Source organism: Streptomyces sp. NBC_00019, assembly GCF_045041015.1.
Taxonomy (GTDB): domain Bacteria; phylum Actinomycetota; class Actinomycetes; order Streptomycetales; family Streptomycetaceae; genus Streptomyces.
Window position 1 is genome coordinate 10,095,899 of record NZ_CP108302.1, and the last position, 19,818, is coordinate 10,115,716.

General features: G+C 68.1%; 17 protein-coding genes and 3 pseudogenes. 13 read left to right on the forward strand and 7 right to left on the reverse strand.

Translation table 11 applies throughout. From position 1 onward, the window contains the following. Nucleotides 1-46 precede the first annotated feature (46 nt). The 3 genes from OHU89_RS46790 to OHU89_RS46800 all read left to right on the forward strand — a co-directional run bounded on the left by OHU89_RS46790 (nt 47) and on the right by OHU89_RS46800 (nt 5,270). Complete coding sequence (locus OHU89_RS46790; protein WP_405652211.1) at nt 47-1,186, forward strand: PucR family transcriptional regulator; 1,140 nt, start codon at nt 47-49, stop codon at nt 1,184-1,186. A gap of 250 nt (nt 1,187-1,436) precedes the next feature. After that, nucleotides 1,437-1,775 (forward strand): thioredoxin family protein, encoded by a 339-nt coding sequence (locus tag OHU89_RS46795; RefSeq protein ID WP_405652213.1) that lies wholly within the window; start codon nt 1,437-1,439, stop codon nt 1,773-1,775. A 693-nt stretch (nt 1,776-2,468) separates the two neighbouring features. Further along, on the forward strand, nt 2,469-5,270 hold the full coding sequence (locus OHU89_RS46800; RefSeq protein ID WP_405652215.1) for a hypothetical protein: 2,802 nt from the start codon (nt 2,469-2,471) through the stop codon (nt 5,268-5,270). Nucleotides 5,271-5,560: 290 nt separating this feature from the next. On the opposite strand, the gene OHU89_RS46805 is transcribed toward OHU89_RS46800, so the two are convergent. Next, nucleotides 5,561-6,643, reverse strand: coding sequence for a hypothetical protein (locus OHU89_RS46805; protein WP_405652217.1), 1,083 nt, complete (start codon nt 6,641-6,643; stop codon nt 5,561-5,563). A gap of 227 nt (nt 6,644-6,870) precedes the next feature. Here OHU89_RS46805 and OHU89_RS46810 point away from each other — a divergent pair. Further along, nucleotides 6,871-7,124: pseudogene (locus OHU89_RS46810) on the forward strand (transposase family protein); the annotation flags it as partial. 197 nt (nt 7,125-7,321) lie between these two features. Here OHU89_RS46810 and OHU89_RS46815 read toward each other — a convergent pair. Both OHU89_RS46815 and OHU89_RS46820 read right to left on the reverse strand, forming a co-directional pair. Further along, a pseudogene (locus OHU89_RS46815) lies at nt 7,322-7,462 on the reverse strand (arsenite S-adenosylmethyltransferase); the annotation flags it as partial. A 124-nt stretch (nt 7,463-7,586) separates the two neighbouring features. After that, entirely contained in the window at nt 7,587-8,279 is a 693-nt protein-coding gene (locus OHU89_RS46820) for a TetR/AcrR family transcriptional regulator (protein WP_405652219.1), read from the reverse strand. A gap of 53 nt (nt 8,280-8,332) precedes the next feature. Between OHU89_RS46820 and OHU89_RS46825 the strand changes: the two genes are divergently transcribed. The 8 genes and pseudogenes from OHU89_RS46825 to OHU89_RS46860 form a co-directional block, all read left to right on the forward strand. Then, the gene (locus tag OHU89_RS46825; RefSeq protein WP_405652221.1) at nt 8,333-9,451 is read left to right on the forward strand and encodes an FAD-dependent oxidoreductase; all 1,119 of its coding nucleotides are present in this window, start codon (nt 8,333-8,335) and stop codon (nt 9,449-9,451) included. Between the two features lie 324 nt (nt 9,452-9,775). Further along, on the forward strand, nt 9,776-10,240 hold the full coding sequence (locus OHU89_RS46830; RefSeq protein ID WP_405654960.1) for a hypothetical protein: 465 nt from the start codon (nt 9,776-9,778) through the stop codon (nt 10,238-10,240). 375 nt (nt 10,241-10,615) lie between these two features. Beyond that, nucleotides 10,616-11,062, forward strand: coding sequence for a hypothetical protein (locus OHU89_RS46835; protein ID WP_405654962.1), 447 nt, complete (start codon nt 10,616-10,618; stop codon nt 11,060-11,062). A gap of 64 nt (nt 11,063-11,126) precedes the next feature. Further along, complete coding sequence (locus OHU89_RS46840) at nt 11,127-11,966, forward strand: transposase family protein (RefSeq protein WP_405652223.1); 840 nt, start codon at nt 11,127-11,129, stop codon at nt 11,964-11,966. A 422-nt stretch (nt 11,967-12,388) separates the two neighbouring features. Next, on the forward strand, nt 12,389-13,669 hold the full coding sequence (gene istA, locus OHU89_RS46845) for an IS21 family transposase (protein ID WP_405652225.1): 1,281 nt from the start codon (nt 12,389-12,391) through the stop codon (nt 13,667-13,669). Then, nucleotides 13,669-14,487 carry an IS21-like element helper ATPase IstB gene (istB, locus tag OHU89_RS46850; RefSeq protein ID WP_405652227.1) on the forward strand — a complete coding sequence of 273 codons (819 nt, stop codon included), beginning with the start codon at nt 13,669-13,671 and terminating at the stop codon, nt 14,485-14,487. The genes istA and istB overlap by 1 nt, the downstream gene beginning before the upstream one ends. A 154-nt stretch (nt 14,488-14,641) precedes the next feature. Continuing rightward, complete coding sequence (locus tag OHU89_RS46855) at nt 14,642-14,893, forward strand: hypothetical protein (RefSeq protein ID WP_405652229.1); 252 nt, start codon at nt 14,642-14,644, stop codon at nt 14,891-14,893. 234 nt (nt 14,894-15,127) lie between these two features. Then, a pseudogene (locus OHU89_RS46860) lies at nt 15,128-15,277 on the forward strand (RNA-guided endonuclease TnpB family protein); the annotation flags it as partial. A 339-nt stretch (nt 15,278-15,616) separates the two neighbouring features. On the opposite strand, the gene OHU89_RS46865 reads toward OHU89_RS46860, so the two are convergent. From OHU89_RS46865 to OHU89_RS46880, 4 genes are all read right to left on the reverse strand, one after another. Further along, nucleotides 15,617-16,006: a hypothetical protein gene (locus tag OHU89_RS46865; RefSeq protein WP_405652231.1), complete on the reverse strand. Its 390-nt coding sequence runs from the start codon at nt 16,004-16,006 to the stop codon at nt 15,617-15,619. A 152-nt stretch (nt 16,007-16,158) separates the two neighbouring features. Then, nucleotides 16,159-16,611 (reverse strand): GNAT family N-acetyltransferase, encoded by a 453-nt coding sequence (locus tag OHU89_RS46870; protein WP_405652233.1) that lies wholly within the window; start codon nt 16,609-16,611, stop codon nt 16,159-16,161. 53 nt (nt 16,612-16,664) lie between these two features. After that, nucleotides 16,665-17,192: an aspartate carbamoyltransferase gene (locus tag OHU89_RS46875; protein WP_405652235.1), complete on the reverse strand. Its 528-nt coding sequence runs from the start codon at nt 17,190-17,192 to the stop codon at nt 16,665-16,667. Between the two features lie 165 nt (nt 17,193-17,357). Next, nucleotides 17,358-18,749: an MFS transporter gene (locus tag OHU89_RS46880; RefSeq protein ID WP_405652237.1), complete on the reverse strand. Its 1,392-nt coding sequence runs from the start codon at nt 18,747-18,749 to the stop codon at nt 17,358-17,360. Between the two features lie 104 nt (nt 18,750-18,853). Between OHU89_RS46880 and OHU89_RS46885 the strand changes: the two genes are divergently transcribed. Continuing rightward, nucleotides 18,854-19,474 carry a TetR/AcrR family transcriptional regulator gene (locus tag OHU89_RS46885; protein ID WP_266883147.1) on the forward strand — a complete coding sequence of 207 codons (621 nt, stop codon included), beginning with the start codon at nt 18,854-18,856 and terminating at the stop codon, nt 19,472-19,474. The last annotated feature ends 344 nt before the right edge of the window (nt 19,475-19,818 follow it).

Genomic DNA, 19,818 nt, shown 5'->3' on the forward strand with positions numbered 1-19,818 from the left:
TAGGACGTAAATCTGGTCGGCTGAATTGTTCGCAGGGAACAAAAACATGAGCCATGCAATCCGGAGGGCCAGCGAACTGGCCCTGGATGAGACGACGGTCACCGCACTGCGGGCCGCGCTGAAGGGCACCGCCGACGAGGTCGTCCAGGCGATCATCGACGAGGTCCCTCCCTACGCCAACGCCCTTGCGGGCCACATGGGCGCCACCATCCGCCGAGCCGTCCGCACCGCCCTGGGGCACTACCTGGACCTCGCGAGCGGGAACGCCACAGGCGGCGACGCCGGTGACGCAGCCTACGAGCTGGGCCGCGGCGAGGTGCGCGACGGCCGTTCGATGGACGCCCTGCTCAGCGCCTACCGCGTCGGCGCCCGCGTGGCCTGGCGATGCCTGGCAGCGGGTGCCGTACCCGCAGGTCTGCCCGCCGCCGAGGTCGCCAAGTTCGCCGAGCTGACCTTCGCCTACATCGACGAGCTCTCCGCCGCGAGCGCCGCGGGCCACGCCGACGAACTGGCCGCCCGGGGCAGGGACCAGGAGCGCCACCTGGAACATCTGGCCCGCGACCTCCTCGCCGGCGCGAGCCCGGACGTGCTGCTGGCCTCTGTTCAACGGGCCGGGTGGCAGCCCCCGGTTTCGCTGACCGCGGTCCTGCTGCCCGCCGCTCAGGCCCGGCCTGCCTACCGCGCGCTCGACCCGAGCACCCTCGTCCTCGACGATCTGCCGGACGCCACCGGCGTGCTGCTCGTCCCCGATGCCGACCGATCACATCTCTTGCGGCAGCTGACCGACCGCACCGCCGTGGCCGGCCCGCCCCGGCCGTGGACTCGCGCGTCCGCCTCGTACGCACGAGCCGTACGCGCGCGCTCCCTCTCCTCTGATATCCGCGACACCGAGGACCACCTGCCCGAGCTCGTGCTGAGCGCCGACGCGGACGCGTTCGCAGACCTGCGAGCCCGAGCCCTCGCACCGTTGCGGACCTTGCCCGTCGCGACCGCACGGCGGCTGGAGGAGACGTTGCGGGCATGGCTGCTGCACCAGGGCAGGCGGGACGAGGTGGCGGCGGCGTTGTTCGTCCATCCCCAGACAGTCCGGTACCGGATGTCGCAGCTGCGGGAGCTGTTCCCGGATCTCGCATCGCCACAGCGGGTCCTTGAACTGACGCTGGCGGTCGGTCTTGGGGTCAGCTGACGCGTTCTTCGACCGTTGGATCCGGTGGACGATGCGCAGCGGCCCGCTCGTCGACGCGCTCATCGAGCATCTGGGCTTTCATGTCGTCGTGGAGGGCGCTGTCCTGGCACGAGCTGATCCACGGGCGCGCGGCGGGCTGTAGCGGGGAGGCCGGGCATCAGGGGCGGGGGGCGGGCCGCTCGCGCCGGCCTGGCACACCGCGCGGGGGATGATGGGGATGGAAAGACGGAACGTGAGATCAGGAGCTTCCATGGCGCAGCGGGTTCACCGACCCCGTGAGGACGCGGAGTTCAATTTCATCCTCGGGATGAGCAAAGTTCCGGTCCTCGCATACTTCACCGGGACATGGCCCAAGGCACTCGAGCCCTGCCGGGTGATGGACCTCGTCGTGGGTGGCATCGCCGACGACTACGCGGGCCGCCTGACGGCCGTCCGCACCGACATCACGCGTTGTCCGGCCGCAACCGAGCGATACGGGATCACCGGCGCCCCGTCCTGCGTCCTGCTGAAGGAGGGAGAGGCGGTGGCGCACGGCACGGGGCCTATGACCGTCGCTGAGGTACGGAAGTTCCTGGACGGCCACCTCTGAGCGTCAGCTGCGGCACGGGGCCGCGACGCCCGTCATGTCTCGTCTATGGGAGCTGTTCCGCCTGGGACACCCCACAGGGCACATAACGCCTCGACCGCGGTTTCGTTCGGCGGACGAGCGACCGCATCCGCGATCTTTTAGTCTCCAGCATAGCAAGGTCGATGTCCAGCTCCGTGAAGAAGATGGTCGGCTGCGGGAGTTTCCCAAGGTCAAGCCACGGTTCGCGCTGCCGGCCCGGAAACGGCGCCCCCGGCTGTCCGGCTCGCCCCTGGTCAATGGGTCCGCTGCCAGCTCAACTACCGTTTCAACAGCGCCATGGGCATCAGGGGTTGGACGCACTGGCTGGACACGTTCAACGTCGCATACGGTCCTGTCAACGCCGACGTGTGCTTGTCCGAGCCCCCAGAGTCATCGATGAGCGTGGACGACTGCGGTACTTCCCCTGGGTGGTCACCCGTTGGGTCGTGAGGACTGGCGCCGGGTGATCACGCGGCCTGGGCTGCTGAGACCCGGCGAAAGACTGCGGCCGTCGGGCAGGCGGCCGAGTGATCCTTCAGGTCATGAGTCGCGCCTCTCGCCGCCCTGACACGTCGGGACCCGAGGGCACCGGATTTCCCTCGACCGGGGGCAGGTGGAGTGCTGTCGCCTTAGACTCGCCGCTCTCTGTGTTGTCGCCGTGAGAAGGACGCATGCATGCCGAACGGGACGACCCAGGGCCCGGCCTCCGCGGCCCTCTTCACTTGGACGGATCCCGCGGAGCAGGCGGTCTACCTTCGGACGGTCGAAACCTGCCTGGCCAGCCCGCGAATCCAGCAGAAGCTGGAGTCACGTTCCACCGTTACGGCGGACGCGGTGCGCGCCGCCATGGCCACGGAAGCGAGCGTCACCCGGGCTACGGCGCCGTGCATGGAGACGTACACCGTCTACCGGGCGGCGGCGGACAGGCTGCGGTCGGACAGGGACGCCCTGCACCAAGCCAAGACCGACCTGGGATTCGACCTGCGCTCGGTCGTCGCCGGGACCTTCTGCGTCCTCATACTCGCCTGGGTCATCGTGGCGCACCAGTTGTTCGGGAACGCGATCCTGCCGGCACTGGCTACCAGCGTGGGCGGGGGCATCGTCGGCGGAGCCGTCTTAATCTGGCTCGCGAGCTCAGAACAGTCGAAGACGTACGCCAAGAGTCACTTCACCCTGGTCTTCGGGCCGTTGAGGTTCGCGGTGCGTACGCTGCGCGCCCGGTTGGAGTCGAAACGGTGGGAGGGCGACCTCCGTCAGAACGGCACGGAGCCCGTGGTCGACCTGGTCATCCAGGCCCTCCTCGGCGACGATCCCCATTCGGTGCTGCTGCCAGACAACTTCGACGGGCTGCGGGTCACCCAGACCCAGGGATACCTGGTGCCCAGCGGTGCGGCGCTGGACCTGAAGCGCAAGCTGTCCATCCTGGAAGGCGGCACTATCGCCGTCTGCGGGCCGCGCGGCGCCGGGAAGACGACCCTGCTCGAAAACGCCCTGTCGGACGACGACTTCACCGTCCGCGCCCATGTCCCGGCCGCCTACACCCCACCTGACTTCCTGCTCTCACTCTTCGTCAGAGTCTGCGAGCAGTTCATCGCGCGGGAGGGGTTCGGAGTCCCGGAGTTCACCCGGATCTCCGGCTTCGTCCGTGGCTTGCGCAGATTACGGACATCCTTTCGGCGGCTGCGCCGGGTAGCCTTCTTCGGCGTACCCGCGGCAGCCCTTGTCGTCCTCGGCTCCTTCGCGACGGCCCAGTCCCTGTGGCACCGGTACAACGGCGGCGTGCGGTCTTCGGTCGACTCAGCCCTGCGCTGGACGACCACGCTGGCCAAGGAGATCTGGCAGGGCGACGACCTCGGCGCAGGGCTGCTCATCACACTCGCGGGGCTGTTCGTCTGGGCACTTCAGTTCTCCACGCGCTGGCGCCGACGATTGCGTGCGCTGCCGCGGAACGTCTGTCTCGTCGGCTCGTACGTCCTGCTGCTCGGCATCACTGTGTCCCTTCCCGGTGACGCCGACCTACGGCGGCACGCACAAGCCCTCGACGACCAGTCCCTCTTCGTCATGGGGTCACTGTTCCTCCTGGCAGCTCCCGTGGGTCTATGGGTGACCGCCTACGTGAAGAGCGACATCCGGATCGGCAGCCACCGGATCAGTACACGCTGGATCACCACACCCGCGGCCCTCTGCTGCCTCGCCGGCTGTGGGATGCTCCTGCGGAGCAACGCCGACGTGACTGCGATGTTCCTCGACCTTGAGAACCCCGCCCGGCTCCTCGGCCTCTTGGCGGCAGCGCTTCTCCTGTACGTCTCCGGCCTGCGGGCCAAGGCCCCGGAACCGGACCTCGTCACGGAGTGCCGCGATCAGCTGTACCAACTCAAGACGGTCCAGAGCACGTCCGCGGCCGTCAACCCGAGCGTCACCCAGCTCATAACCCTGGGCAGCGCCCACACCTCGGGGCTCTCCACCATCCCGTCGAACTTCCCGGAACTCGTCGAGGACTTCCGGGCCCTGCTGACCCGGATCGCCGCCCATGTACACGGGCAGGGCCACCGCACGGTGATCTCGCTCGACGAACTCGACCGCCTCGGCTCCGATGTCCAGGCACTGGAGTTCCTTCGCGAGATCAAGGGCATTCTGGGCGTCCCGCATGTGTACTACCTGATCTCCGTCGCCGAGGACGTGGGCGCCGCCTTCATTCGCCGCGGGCTGCCACACCGCGACGCCACCGACAGCTCCCTGGACGACATCGTCCACGTCCAGCCGTGCACCTTCGGCGAGTCGACGGCCATCATGGACCTGCGGGCTCCAGGCCTGACACCTCCGTACGTCCTGCTCGCCCATGCCCTCTCCGGAGGCATTCCCCGCGACCTCATCCGCTACGGGCGCGGCATCATGGAGATGCGCGAGCGGATAAGCTCCGTCGAACTCACGGAGATCTCCCGCCGTCTCATCCTGGAGGAGCTGTCCGACACCCTCGCCGGTTTCCGGACCCTGCTCGGCAAACAGCAGTGGTCCCCCGACAACGCGGGTGTCCTGACCTCTTACCGCGAACTGATGCTCCAGCTGCGCTCCACCTGCGCCTGCCACGCCGACGCCCTGACACAGGCCCTCGAACGATTCTCGGCCGAATCGGCATCCGGCACGTCCACCCCGTCAGCCCTTCCCGAGGGCGCCACCTACCTGATCCACGAGGCCTCCGTCTATACGTACTACGCCCTCACGCTGGTGCAGATCTTCAGCTCTCCGACCTTCGACCAGCGCAGTGCCGACGCCGCGGCCCGCGGACCCGCCGGTGATCCCCAGTGCCTGGCCGACACACGGCTGGAGCTGGCCGTGTCGCCGTACAGCGCACGCTCGTTGATCACCGAGGTGCGTCAGGCGTGGAGCCTGCGGCCCGTCACGACGTCGGCGTTGGCTCCCTCCACAACTATCCCCGCCCCTCGGCTCCGGCCGTGCCCAGTGCATCAGCCCACCTGACATCCCGAACTCAGCTCTCGCTGGTGTTCCCGTGCAGAGTCTCGCGATTCGTGTCCCAGGTCACCGCCGTGACCTGGGGGTCTCAAGACTGTCTCACCGTCTGTCGGAGTTGATCAGAACCCATCTTTGAACCTCTGGTGATCTCGTACACGCGCCACGGACGGCTCGGTGCGCAAAGGGCTCTCGGCGCGCGGTAGTTCGGCAGAGGGCTTTGCGGAGAGCTTTCGGGTGCTCCACACGCCGCGCCCATATCGCCTTCTCCGAAACTGCAGCAAAGCACCTGGAAAACATCACCAGGTGAGGTCGCTCTTGTAGAAGATGGTCGACCGGAACTGGACGGGGGTGTCGCTGTCGTATTTGCTGGAGAAGCCGAACGCGAGTTGGGGCCCGCTCGAACCGCGGTAGACCGCGATTCCCTGTGGCTCGCGGCCGGGGAGCACGGTGTCACCCGCGTGGGTCTGGAAGATGTCCTTGACCGACTTCGCGCCGTCGTTCATGTCGAGCGTGACCAGGTAGGACGGCTTGGCCGGGTCCGTGGTTTTCTTCGGAGGGCCGCCGTAGAGGAGATAGGCGTACTGGCCGTAGGCGGTCACGCCCTGGAAATGGTCGTCCGCGGTGAGGCCGATATCGCTGTTGCTCGGGAGTTCGCGGGCGGCGAGGCGGGGGAGCGGGGTGTCGTCGACGAAGCCCTTGCTGAGGACGCTGGGGAGGTCGAAGAGCGCGAGGCGCCACGGGGTGGTGGTTCCCATGTACCGGAGGAGAATCCGGTTGTTGTAGGGATCGATGGCCGGTCTCGGGCAGTCGACGAAATCGGAGAGGTGGATGTTGAATTTCCTGACCGCCGAGTCCGCGTAGCTCAGGTCGCCCCCGTCGACGTATTTGAATCGGGCGATGGTGTGGCTGTTGGGTCCGCTGTTGGGATCCTCGGGATGCAGATTTCTCCAGTCGCCTGGGACCCACATATACGGGGATCCGTACGTGTCCGGCTCGATGGCTATGTTCGAGCCGTGGTCGAACCCGTGGATCGCCATGGCGCCCCGGATCTGACCGGTCATGTCGGTCCTGGTTACCCAGAGATCCCCGTTTGTGCTGCCGACCTTGGTCTGCACAGCGTAGATGTGGCCGTTGACGTGGTCGAAGGCAAAGGACTGCATCGCCCAGTAGGGCTGGTGGAGCGGGGCGTTCACAAAGAATTTGTCGCCGTTCCCGCCGAGAACGAAGCGCTGCGACGTCCCCACAACAGCGGACGCCGGCTGAGCCGCAAACACGGAAAGGCCGCCGCTTGCTGCGGCGGCCGCTATGCCTGTACCGGTTCGGAGGAGAGTGCGACGACTGACGGCGGATGCCCCGCTGTCCTCGGTTCTCTCGCGCAACTGCATCACCCTCTACTGGTCGTTCAGCGGATGTGGTGGTTCGTGATCACGCTAGCCCGCGGAACGATTGGTGTCCATGACGTGAACTCCCACGGAGATATGGGCACTTGTCGTGTTGAGCATTTTCAGGCTGGGTCCGGGTGACGGCGAAACCGTAGGCAACGGACAGGGATCCCGTGCCGTTGAGGCAAGTGTTTAGGTCTCAACTCGCCGATGTGGGTGGCCTGTTGATGCCGTATCCTGCCGAACTCGACCTGCCGCACACGCTCGTGGAGTGGGTAACGATGCTGATCCGTCGCCCACGGAGGTGACCGACGCTGCAAGCTGCGCCCGTCCGAGCGTGCGGTGATCGCTCTGGCTTACCTGCGCCGGGACGACCCCCTGGCTCAACTGGCCGCAGGTTTCCGAATTTCCGTCGGTATCGCCCATGGCGTACGGCACCGCCGTCGTCGAGCAACTGGCCGACAAGGCGCCGGGCCTACCAAGCAGACGGTCAACAGGGCATTGCCCGCCGCCCGCGTATCCGCCGAACGAGGAGTCGCCCGCCTGCAATCCCGGCAATTCCTCCGTCACGCCTGCTGCAGCCCGAACCGCATGACGTGAATCGCCAAGGCTGTCCTCACCCTGGAGCGGCACCGCTGAAAACCCTCAATCTACGCGTGCTATCAAATGCAGTTGCAGCACGGTGGGGCAGCCGCAGCCCAGCACGGCGGCGACCGCCTCGGCGGGCAGGACGTCGCGCTCGTCGGCGGCGTAGAGGGTGGAGTCGAAGTGGTCGTCGATCTCGATGGCCTCGGTGTCGCAATAGGCGGTGCCGCCTCGGCAACGGAACGCTCCCGGCGCCCCGATGGCAGCACCAACGTCATGAAGTGGTGGTGGCGCAAGCCCGCGCGGCCCGTGGACATCGACCCCGACGTCGCTCACATTCGGCAGGAGCTGACCGTCACGCCGGAGGCAGGGTGAGTTTGGCGGCCACGGCGTCGAGGACCCAGTCCAGGCCGGTCGCGAAGGATGCCTCGGCGTCCACGTCCGTGCCGTCGTACACGGCCTTGGACACCGTCGGGAAGCGGCCCGTGGCCAGCATTTTCATCAGATGCGGGCCAGATGCGCGCTGCCAGTCGTGCTTGGACAGGCCCGTGACGCGCTCGGCCCGCAGGTTGGCGATCTCGCGTCGGATCGCGCCGGTGAAGTAGGCGCTGACAGTCTCCACGGTGCGCATGACGGTGTCGATGTCGGCGAGGCCGTCGAGGGCTGCGAGCGTGTACTCGGCCACGGCGAGGCCGTTCGGGCCCAGGGCCGGGCGGCCGCCGAGCAGGTCGGCCAGCCATTGATGACGGAGAGCGGTCTGCCTGGTGCGGTGGGCGAGGCCGCTCAGCGCCTCCCGCCAGTCACCGGGCTGCTCCTCCGGGAGAAGCTCGGCGTGGACCTCGTCCACCATGAGGTCGAACAGCTCCTGCTTGGTGGCGATGTATCCGTACAGCCGCATCGGGCCGGCATCCAGCCGGGCGGCGACCTTGCGCAACGACACCGCCTCGAGGCCGCCCTCGTCTGCGAGCGCGATGGCGGCGGCGACGATCCGCTCCCGGTCGAGCGGTGCGGGGCGAGTTGGCGGCTCCGGCCGGTCCCAGACAGTCATGTGCACATCGTACTGTTGCGATACATCGTATCGAGGAAATACGGTGTATCGACATGAGACATCGTATCGCTGTGGTCGGGAGCGGCCCTGCCGGCCTCACCTTCGCCCGTGTCCTGCACCGCCATGGCTACCCCGTCGCCGTCCTCGAACGCGATCCCGCCCCCGACGCCCGCCCCCTGGGCGGCACGCTGGATCTGCACGAAGGGCTGGGCCAGCTCGCGCTGGACAAGGCGGGGCTGCTGGCGGAGTTCCAGGCGCTGTCCCGTCCTGAGGGGCAGGCCATGCGCATCCTGGACGCGGACGGGACCGTCCTGCGCGACTGGCGCCCCCGTCCAGATGACCGGGCCAACCCCGAGATCGACCGCGGGCAACTCCGTGACCTGCTGCTCGGCCCTCTCGACGTCCAGTGGGGCCGGAGCGTGACGCAGGTGGTGCCGGGGACCCGGGATGGCGTACTGGTCCATTTCGCGGACGGGCGACAGGAGACGTTCGACCTCGTGATCGGCGCGGACGGCGCCTGGTCCCGGATCCGCCCGGCAGTCTCGTCGGCCACGCCGCACTACACCGGCGTCACCTCGGTCGAGACCTCCCTCGACGACGTCGACACCCGCCATCCTGACCTCGCCCGGCTGATCGGCGACGGTTCCGTGGCTGTGTACGGCGTGAACCGCTCCCTCGTCGCCCAGCGCAACAGCGGCGGCCACGTCAAGGTGTACACCAAATTCCGCGCGCCGCTGGACTGGCACACACACCTGGACCTGGCCGACGTCGAGGCCGTGCGATCGAGCCTGCTGGCCCTGTTCGACGGCTGGGCCGCTCCCGTCCTCGACCTCCTCCGCCACGGCACCGCTTTCGTCCCCCGCCCCTTCTACACCCTGCCCGTGTCCCACACCTGGACCCACGTCCCCGGGGTGACGCTACTGGGCGACGCCGCCCACCTGATGCCCCCATTGGGGGCGGGCGCGAACCTCGCGATGCTGGAAGGCGCCGAACTCGCCGAGTCCATCGCCACCGGCCCTGGAGATCTGGACGAGGCCGTCCGCGCCTTCGAGGAACAGATGTGGGCACGGGCCAGCAGGTGGGCGAAGATCACGACGGCCGGTCTGGAACGCCTCGTGAGCCCGGACCCCACTCAAGCCCTCGCCCTCTTCGACCAAGTCCAGCCAGCCTGACTGCCAAGCGCGAGAGCACCAGCACCCAGTGAGCCCTCCCAATGCCTCAGCTGCGGGAACCGATGGTCTTCATGCCCTGGTTCTTCCACGACACGGACGACGAACTCGACCGCTGGGCCGACGACCTTCGGCTTCACGCGTCTGGACGACCGTCCGCAAGTTCCATCCCACGGATATCAGGATCTAGCAAGAACAGGTGTGATCACAGTCGCGCAGCGGCCCGCCCGCTGACGTTCCGTGACGGTCCCTCAAATTCCGTGCCCGAGCCGAAGACTGGCAGCGCCTGTAGGGCTCGGAGCGGGAGTGTCGGCACTGACGGACACAATGCGGGTTGTGGACCTGAGAGCGGAGTTGTTGCCCCCGCCTGTGAGTCGGCAGCGGTTAGATGAGCTGTGCGCAGAGGTGGAGCGGATCGCGGGCCTGTTGGAAGCCGGCGTTGAGGTGGCGGGCGAGGCGATCGCGGCTTTCAACGCGATGACCGGTCACGACTATGGGGCGCTCGACTTCGCCGAGTACGCCGGATGCAGGAGTGTGGAGGAGTTCGCGCGGGATGCGGCCAGGCCGGCTCCTCCACGGGTTGCGGACGTCACCCGGGACGAACTGGTTGAGATCGTTCGCAGACTCCTGATGGCCGCCCCGGACAACTCCTACTATCTACGGCTCCTGGAGGCGAACGTGGCGCATCCCGGGGTGAGCGACCTGGTCTTCCATCCCTCGGACAACCTGCACGACGCCTCTGCGGAGCAGATCGTCGATGAGGCTCAGCAGTACCGACCGATCGCGCTGTGAGAGCGGGTGTCTGTTCCTCTGATCTCAGCTGCACCAGCGGTGACTGAGCCGCTCAAGGCGGCTCAGTCAGTGGGAGCGGTGGAGCCCGCTACTTGGCCAGGCGGAGCCTCTAGTTGGCCGCGCACTCGACCTGGGCTGTCCTGTCCGCGGGTTCGTGACCGCCCAATGAGACCCGTGCATCGTGAAGTTGCAGGTCATGGGTCTGGTGTGCGGGACGATCGGGGTACTCATGCTGGTCGTCGGCCGGTGTCCCTCGCGAAGATCGTCTGGCCTGTCGGCCGGAGCCGTTTTCGGGTTCTGCTGCGCCGACCGCCGGGCCGCTCCTACGATCCGTCGCCGGGCCGGTGTGGCGGGAGACCATGAGGGGGCGTGGGAATGCGGGAGCTGGAGCGGATCGTGGCCCGCCGGGGCGAACTGGACACGCTGGTCGAGGAGTTGACCAAGCAGCTGCACGAGGCCCAGGTCGAGCGGGAGGAACTGGCGGTTGCTGAGCGGGTCCTGAACCGGCTGGCCGAACAGGACCGGGCTTCGGCTGTCGCCCCGGCCCCGGCCCCGGCCCGGGTGGCGGGGCGGGCGGTGCTGCTGATCCCGCATCGCAGCGAGAATCCTGACGAGGCCGCGCTGCCCGAGGACTACCGCAAGATCCTGGCGATGGTGCGGGACGCCGACGGCCCGGTGCAGGTCAGAGCGGTCGGCGAACGGCTGGGCCTGGACGCCTCGATGCGCGGCAAGCTGGAGCCCTTGCGCGCGAAGATGACCAAGCTCGCCGACCGCGGCTGGCTGCACAAACGGCCCGACGGCCGCTTCACCGCACGCCGGTGACGGCGTCGCGGGCCGCTGCCGGCAGGACGTAACCGGCGGGCCCCCGGCGGCAGTTGAGTTTGGTGTGAAGAAAGCCAACAGCACCGTCGAGGGCCCTGACGGCCTTGTCTACACCGCCCGCCTGCCGCTGTCGAGCGCCACCCTGAACTATCTCGCCGACCTGATACGCGGCCACTTGAAGAAGATCGGCTCCCGGTGGCGGGCCCTGCCCGCCGGGAGGATCGCGGGCATCGTGCTCGCGGTGCTGCGTTGTGACCAGCGGCCGGGCGATCTGGCCGGGGGCAACGGAATACACCGCACCACCGTGACCCGGTGGGTGAGGGAAGTCGTCGGCCTGCTGGCCGCCCGCGCTCCGCGTCTGGATCGCGCGCTGAAGAAGATCACACGAAAGGGCGGTGGCATCGTACTGCTGGACGGATCCGTCATCCGCACCCGGCGCAGGACCGGGAAGGAGAACCGCAAGAACTACTCCGGCAAGAACAAGTGCCACGGTCTGCTCGTGATCGCGCTCACCGACGACCGGGGGCGACTGCTGTGGGTCTCGGCTGCCCGGCCCGGACGGACCTCGGAGATCACCGCCTGCCGGCACGACCGTCTCACGCAGAAGCTGCGTGCGGCTGGCCTCGGAGCCATCGCCGACCTGGGCTTCGTCGGACTCGACGACAGCGCCCCGGACACCGACCCGGCGGTGATCACCGGTTACAAGGCGGCCCGGAACCGGCCCCTGACGCATGGTCAGAAGCTGGCCAACAAGGCGTTGGCGGCCGTCAGGGCCCCGGTCGAGCACGGCTTCGCCCACCTCAAGAACTGGCGCGTGCTCGGCAAGGTCCGCACCGACCCGAAGTGGGCAACCGCCCTGGTCAGGGCCCTGCTCGTTCTCACGAACCGCGAAATCTCCCGGTGACCGACGATCTTCACCGAAGTCATCCGCCCGCGGCCAGCGTGAGTACCCCGAACCCCACGCACACCAGACCCGTGACCAGCAGCTTCACGATGCACACCACTCAATGGCTTCAGACTAGGTCCCATGTCTGCGCTGTGGAGCTTGCTTGCCGCCCCTGCCGGGGCCGCCGCGACCACGCTGATAGGTGTCTTTGCAGGGAGCGCGGTCAGCAGGAGAGCCCAAGACAGACATTGGGCCCGGGAGCAGTTGGCAGCAACGTGTGCACGGGTACTCCGCGAATCATCAGGATTACTCGTGAGCCTCAGTGAGGCGGAATCAGTGTCGGCGACGGGTGAATCGTGACCCTCTGACGGCGGATCAAAACTGACCCACTTCGTGGTCTTCTGACCAACCTGATCTTGATCGAAGGTCAGGAGAAGAGGGTGATTTCCGTGGAGGACTGGGCAGAGATCCGCAGGCTGCACCGGGCCGAGCAGATGCCGATCAGGGCGATCGCCCGGCAGCTGGGCATCTCGAAGAACACCGTGAAACGGGCCCTGGCCACCGACCGGCCGCCGGTCTACTCCCGGCCCGCGAAGGGCTCGGCGGTCGACGCGGTCGAGCCGCAGATCCGGGAGCTTTTGAAGCAGACCCCGACGATGCCGGCGACCGTGATCGCCGAACGGATCGGCTGGGACCGCGGCATGACCGTCCTCAAAGAACGCGTACGCGAGCTGCGGCCCGCCTATTTGCCTGTGGATCCGGTCTCACGCACCACCTATCAGCCCGGCGAGCTCGCCCAGTGCGACCTGTGGTTCCCGCCCGTCGACATCCCGCTCGGCTACGGCCAGTCCGGCCGCCCTCCCGTCCTCGTGATGGTGTCCGGTTACTCGCGGATCATCGCCGCGCGGATGCTGCCCACCCGCACCACCGGCGACCTGATCGACGGCCACTGGAAGCTGCTGACCGGCTGGAACGCGGTCCCGCGGATGCTGGTCTGGGACAACGAGGCCGGCATCGGCCGCGGCAGGGTGACCGGCGACTTCGCCGCGTTCGCGGGCCTGCTCGCCACCCGGATCTACCTCTGCAGGCCCCGCGATCCCGAAGCGAAGGGGCTGGTGGAGAGGGCCAACGGTTACCTGGAGACGAGCTTCCTGCCGGGCCGCACCTTCACCGGGCCCGACGACTTCAACACCCAGCTGACCACCTGGCTGTCCATCGCCAACCGGCGCCAGCACCGCACTCTGGGCGCCCGCCCCGTCGACCGGTGGGAAGCTGACCGGGCCCAGATGCTCGCCCTGCCGCCGGTCGACCCGCCGCGCTGGTGGCGCTTTTCGACCCGCATCGGCCGCGACCACTACATCCGCGTCGACACCTGCGACTACTCCGTGCACCCCCTGGCCATCGGCAAGAAAGTCCAGGTCCGCACCGACACCGACGAGGTCGTCGTGACTCTCACGCCCGGCGGGGCGGAAGTCGCCCGCCATCCGCGGTGCTGGGCCAAGCAGCAGACCATCACCGACCCGGTCCATGCCCGCGCCGCCGCCGTTCTGCGCGGCGACTACCGCCACCACCAAGCCTCCCAGGCCCAGGCCGCCCGCCGGCACAACGCCGTCACCGCAGCCAACGTCGTCGAGGTTGAACAGCGCCAACTCGACTCCTATGACCGCATGTTCACCCTCATCGAGGGCGGCGGCCAGGCCGATGATCCGGAGGTCTCCTGATGCCCGCCACCACCAAGACCACCGCCGCGGCGTCGCCCCGGACCGGCCGTCAGACCGCCGCCGACCTGTCCTTCCTGGCTCGGGCGATGAAGGCCCCGGCTCTACTGGACGCCGCCGAACGCCTGGCTGAACGCGCCTTGAAGGAGACCTGGACACACACCGAGTTCCTCGTCGCCTGCCTCCAGCGGGAGGTCTCCGCCCGCGAGTCCCACGGCGGCGAGGCGCGCATCCGCACCGCCCGCTTCCCCGCGATCAAGACGATCGAGGAACTCGACGTCACCCATCTGCGCGGCATAACGCGCCAACAGCTCGCGCATCTGGGCACGTTGGACTTCATCGCCGCGAAGGAGAACGCCGTTTTTCTGGGACCGCCGGGGACCGGGAAGACACACCTGGCGATCGGACTCGCGGTCCGCGCCTGCCAGGCCGGCCACCGGGTTGCGTTCGCCACCGCCGCCGAATGGGTGGACCGTCTGGCCGCCGCCCATCACGCCGGACATCTCCAGGCCGAGCTCACCAAACTGTCCCGCTATCCGCTGATCGTGGTCGACGAGGTCGGCTACATCCCCTTCGAATCCGAGGCCGCGAACCTGTTCTTCCAACTGGTCTCGAACAGATACGAGAGAGCGAGTGTGATCGTCACGAGCAACAAACCCTTCGGACGCTGGGGCGAGGTCTTCGGCGACGAGACCGTGGCCGCCGCCATGATCGACCGCCTCGTCCACCACGCCGAGGTCCACTCCCTCAAAGGCGACTCCTACCGCATGCGCGGACGCCAACTCGGACGCGTCCCCACCGCCACACACGACACCGACTGAACACCGGCAACCAGACCCGGTGGGTCAGAACTCGACCGCCCACACCGGGTCAGGATTCAGCCGCCGCCGACAATCAGCTCGCCCCAGCTCCGTCCCTCAAGGCGTCGTACACCGGACCACGATCGACTGGCGGCCATGGAATGAAGCCCTGAGCATGGTGAATCTCGTCGCCGACAAGGACATCGCGGAAGCAGCTCACGTCCTTGACGAACAGATATGGCGTCTTCACACCAAGGTCAAACGCGGCCTGACCCCCGAAGAGAACTGGTTCGATCTGCGTTCACACGTGGAATCAGCCCAGAACAACTTCATCGTCACGGCACGCCGCCGACTCTCGCCTGCTGGAGGCCCGCTTCAGCGTTTCTCCGGCCGACCTGCCCCCGATGATCCGATCTGGACCTCATGAGCTGCTGCAGTCGCGGGGGTCATGTTCCCTGCGGGACACCATTACAGTCCGGGCGAACAGGTCACCATCCGCGCCGCCGCCGTCGAGGCCGACGAGCACGGCCGGACCTCGTACGCCCTGATCACTCCCGAAGGCACGGCACTGGTCCGCCTCGAGTTCATCGGTGACGTCCGGGTCCCCAGGTCTCGGGGGCGTTCCGGTGGGCAGCTCGGGTCACTCAGGCCGGTGTCCCGGACGGCCTATGACCGGGACGTGAACGCGGCGAAGAACCTTCTGGCCGCCGGGCTGGCGGCGTCTGTCTGTGGAGCCGGTGTAAGACCTCAACGGAGTTCTCCGGGCGGGCAGTCGGTGACGAAGCAGAAAACCCCACGGCGCGAGCCGTAGGAATCCTCCTCGTTCACGAGGAGGAGGAAGTCAAGCGGGAACCCTATGCACGGTGATCAGGCGGTGCCAGGGCTCTGTCACGCACCAGTCCACTGTGGGAAAGCTCGTCCAGCCAGGACGGCAGAGGTGCGGCGTCACGGTTGTCGAGCATGGCGGCGAACCGGCGGACCAGGACGTGGGCGTCTGTTCGTGACAAGACTCGCCCGCATCCAACCCACGACCTAGATGATCAATTCCAGGGGATGTCTGCGGAGAGTGTGGGGTGGGCGGCGGCCGAGCCACCGCGAGACGGTCAGGGGGCGGGCTGCCGGCCGTGGTTGTCGAGGTGGCAGCGGGCGGTCAGGCGTCAGGGTCGACTTCGGGGTGCGTGAACCGCACGGGCTTGCCCAGCGACCGGGCGTAGGCGATTTCGGCTCGGGTGCTGTCTCCGATGTAGTCGCCGACTATGAGCACCTCATCGGCGAGCCGGATCTTCGCCCGGTGCAGATCGTCGAGTCGAACCTTCAGCGCCTCGGCCTCGACGGGATCGGACCAAAGTTCGTGCGGCGACTTCATGTCACAGCCCGGTTTGACGACAATCTTTCCGGCTTTGGTCTCCCGCAGATCGGCCTCGGTCATCTCGGTCATGAAGCGGGTGGAGCCGCAGATCACGACGATACGCGGGAGGCTCGACAGCTTCTTCGCGTCGGCGAGCTTCTCCTCGGGGGTGAGCAGTTGCGGGTATGACACTGGTTCCTCCTGGTGGTGTGGTCCAAGGGGTGCCTGCGGAGACGAGAACGAGGGTGTCCAAGATCGTTTTGTGACGAACGACGTGGACACCCTTGCGACAGCAATCTATGCGACGACCGACGACATGATGAAGGAGCATCCCGACGTGGCGGTCATGGCTCCGCCCGTGACCCGCTCGACCCATGGCTCCCGTGCATCAAGCGGAACATCCCGATGGAGCCGTGTGCGGAGGTGTCCGCGAAGCCGAATTTCTCGTATAGAAAGCGCGCGGGGCCGTCCGCGATCAGCGACACGTAGGCGCTGGCGGGCGCTCGGCGCTCCAGCTCGCCGGTGAGCGCGGCCATGATGCGTGCGCCGAGACCGCGCCCCTGGTGTGCGGGGTGTACGCAGATGTCGACGATCTGGAACGCGGTGCCGCTGTCACCGATGATCCGTCCCATGCCGATGGGTGACCCCTTGTGGTGGAGAACTACCCCATGCCAGGTGTTGGGCAGGGCGAGGGCAACCGCTGCCGGGTCTTTGTCCGAGAGCCCGGCATCGGTGCGCAGGCGGCGGAAGGCCTCGACGGAGGGCACGCCCACTCTCAACTCGTACGGGTCGCTCAAGCTGGTCTCTTCCGATCGTGTGGGGTCTTGGGCCTGCTCCGACGCTCGGCTCGTCAGTGGCCGGTTTCGGCGTGGCCGCCGTGGTCGCTGAGCTGGGCTTCGAACCAGTCGTGCAGTGCGTCGACCAGGGCGGGCTCGTCGGTGGCATAGGTGAGGGTGGCCCCGTCCGGCCGTTCCCGGTAGCGCACCTCGACACGCTCGTAACCCTCTTGAAGTTCCCTCAGGCCCGGCATGCTATCGCCGTGGATCTGGGCGGGGTCGCCGAAGTCGCCCCGGCCGAACGACTTGGCCTCCTGCTGGAGATGGGTGCGTATGAGGTCGACCTGTCTGGCGTCGTCGGGCTGATCGGCGACGACATCCTGGACCCCGCCCGTCTCGGTGGGGGTGAAGTGGTGGGTGGTCTCTTCGAGGTCGAAGGGCATCATGGTCCGGCCGCGTTCGGCGACCGCTTCCTGACGGCCGGTTCGCCCGCTGTCGCTCTCTTGCTGCGGGGTGTCGATAAGGAGGGTTGCGCCCAGTGCCGCGCCGACAGTTGCCGTGGTGATGCCGGCCGTGAGCAGTCGGCGTTTGCCGATGTTCATTCATTGCCTCCGTGAATGGTTCGAGGGCGTTCGGTACGTCCGCTCCACCGTGGGTGGGATCGCTGCGATGCGGTGACCGGCAGGGGCCAAAGGGGCGGTTGCCGGCTTCGTGGAAGTGCTGGGTGCAGCCCACCCCCGCCGGCCTTTGGGCGCGCCGGCTTGCGACTACTGCTGCTTGGCAGGGATCAGCCACAGGACGATGACGGCGGAAGCCGCGGCCATGCCCGTGGCGACGAGGAACGCGTCGTCGAAGCCGGTGCCGGTGCCGGTGTGGGCGGCGATGCTCGTGGCGGCGGCGCTGGAGACGGCTGCGGCGCCGGCCGAGGCGCCGAACTCGTGGAAGGTGCTCACGATCCCCGACGTCACTCCGGCCTCGTGAGGAGCGACGGTGGCGAGTGCGGTGGCGGATGCGACGACGAACAGGGCGCCCAGTCCCGCCGCGGCGACGCTCACGCCGGTGACCATCACGGCGGTTCCGGACCAGAGCACGGGCAGGAGGAACCCTGCGGCTGCCACAGCCAGGGCGACCACGGCGAGCAGCCGTGCCCCCAGACGGCCGATCACCCGGCCGGCGGTTGCGGCGGCGGCCATGGTCAGCAGCGCCACCGGCAGGAACAGCACGCCGGTCATCAGGGCACCGTGGCCCTGGCGGTTCTGGAGGTAGAAGGAGCCGAGGAAGAAGGCCCCCACCATCAGCGCCGTGGTGACGGCGATGACGAAGGTGCCCGCCACCACGGGGCGTCGGCCGAGCAGGCGCAGGTCCATCAGCGGTGCCGTCGCCCGGAGCTGCCAGAGGGCGAACACTGTGTAACCGGCTGCCGCGGCGACGATCAGGGCCACGGTGACGATGTTCAGCCAGCCGTGGTCGCCGGCCCGGATCAGGGCGTAGATGAGGGCGCCGGTCGCGGCGGCGACGAGGGCGGCGCCGGGTATGTCGAGGGAGCCGGTGGCCGCGCGCGGCAGGCCGGGCAGGATCCGGGCGAGCGCGACGAGGACGACCAGGCCGACGGGGACGTTGACGAAGAAGACCCAGGCCCAGCCCGGACCGGCCGTGATGAGCCCGCCCAGCAGGACACCGAGGGCGGCGCCCCCGCCGCCGAGCGCCGACCAGATGCCCAGCGCGCGGTTGCGCTCGTCGCCGTCGAAGAGCCGCACCACCACGGACAGAGCGGCGGGCGAGAGCATCGCGGCGCCCGCCCCCTGAGCGATGCGTGCGGAGAGCAGCAGTGGGGCGCCGGTGGCGAGTCCGGCGGCCAGTGAAGCGGCGGTGAACACGGCGAGCCCGGTCAGGATGACCTGCTTGGGTCCGAACAGGTCCGCGGCCCGGCCGCCGAGCAGCATCAGGCTCCCGAAGGTGAGGGCGTATCCGCTGACCACCCAGGTCAGCGCGGCGCGGTCGAGGTCAAGGTCGGCACCCATGTCAGGCAGTGCGATCGCGACCACGGTGATGTCGAGGATCAGCATCAGCTGGGCCAGCCCCAGCAGCCCCAGGACTGTCCAGCGCAGCGGATGTGGTGCATCCGGTGCGCGTGTTGTGGTGGTTTCTGTGTCGCTCATGGCGCTCACCCTTCAGCGTTAAGTCGTACAAGGCTGTTCACGTTATACGTCCGAGGGTTATAAGCCAAACGGTGCTGTACGAGTTAGTGGGGTACCGTGGACATATGAGCAGCAAGAACTCCACGGCCACCAAGCGCGCCGACGCGCTGCGCAGCATTGAGGCGATCGTGCAGGCCGCCGCCGAATGCCTCGGACAGAACCCGGAGGCGAGCCTGAGCGAGATCGCCCGGGCCGCGGGCGTGGGCCGGGTGACGCTGTACGCGCACTTCGCCTCCCGGGCAGAGGTCGTCGACGCGGCGATGAGCCGCGCCATCGACCGGGGCAACGAGGTCCTGGACACGATCGACCTGACCGGCGACCCACGGCTTGCCCTCGCCCGGTACATCGGGGCCGGCTGGCACCTGGTGGACCAGGCCCGCGCGCTGCTCGTCGCCGCACAACGGGAACTCTCCGCCGGACGCATCCGCGAGCTGCACGCCGGGCCCGCCGCCCGGGTCGAGGCGCTGGTCGCCCGCGGCCGTGCCGAGGGAGCCTTCCGCACCGACCTGCCGATCGCCTGGATGGTCAACGTCCTGCACGCGGTCATGCACAGCGCGGCAGACGAGATCCGCGCCGGCCGCCTCACCTCCGACCGCGCCGCCGACCACATCACGGCCACGGTGCTCGCCGCGTTCACACCCCCGGGCACACCGGTACCCGAGACCGGCAGCGGGGCCCACCCGTAACCCGCACCGCGGAAGCCGTGAGCTCCAAGGAGCCCTCGGTCAGTTCGCCCATGAGGAGTTCATCGCGACGGGACGTAACCGAGGTTCGCCAGGCCGGACAGAGAGCCCGTGCCGTTGACCAGGAGCCCGGCGGAGACAAGGCTTTCACCGCAGTTCGCCGAGTAAGGCCGGGGTCTGCCGGCCGTCGCCGGGCTCTTCGGCGGGCAGATCGAAGCCTGGTGCTCGGTCGAACACGCCTACTGGGGTCACATGGTCTCCCACACACGAGCGGGAGCCGAAGTACAAGATCAAGTGGACCTGAGTGGGCACGAGGCAGGCACCCGGTCGCAGCGGGGACCTCCCGG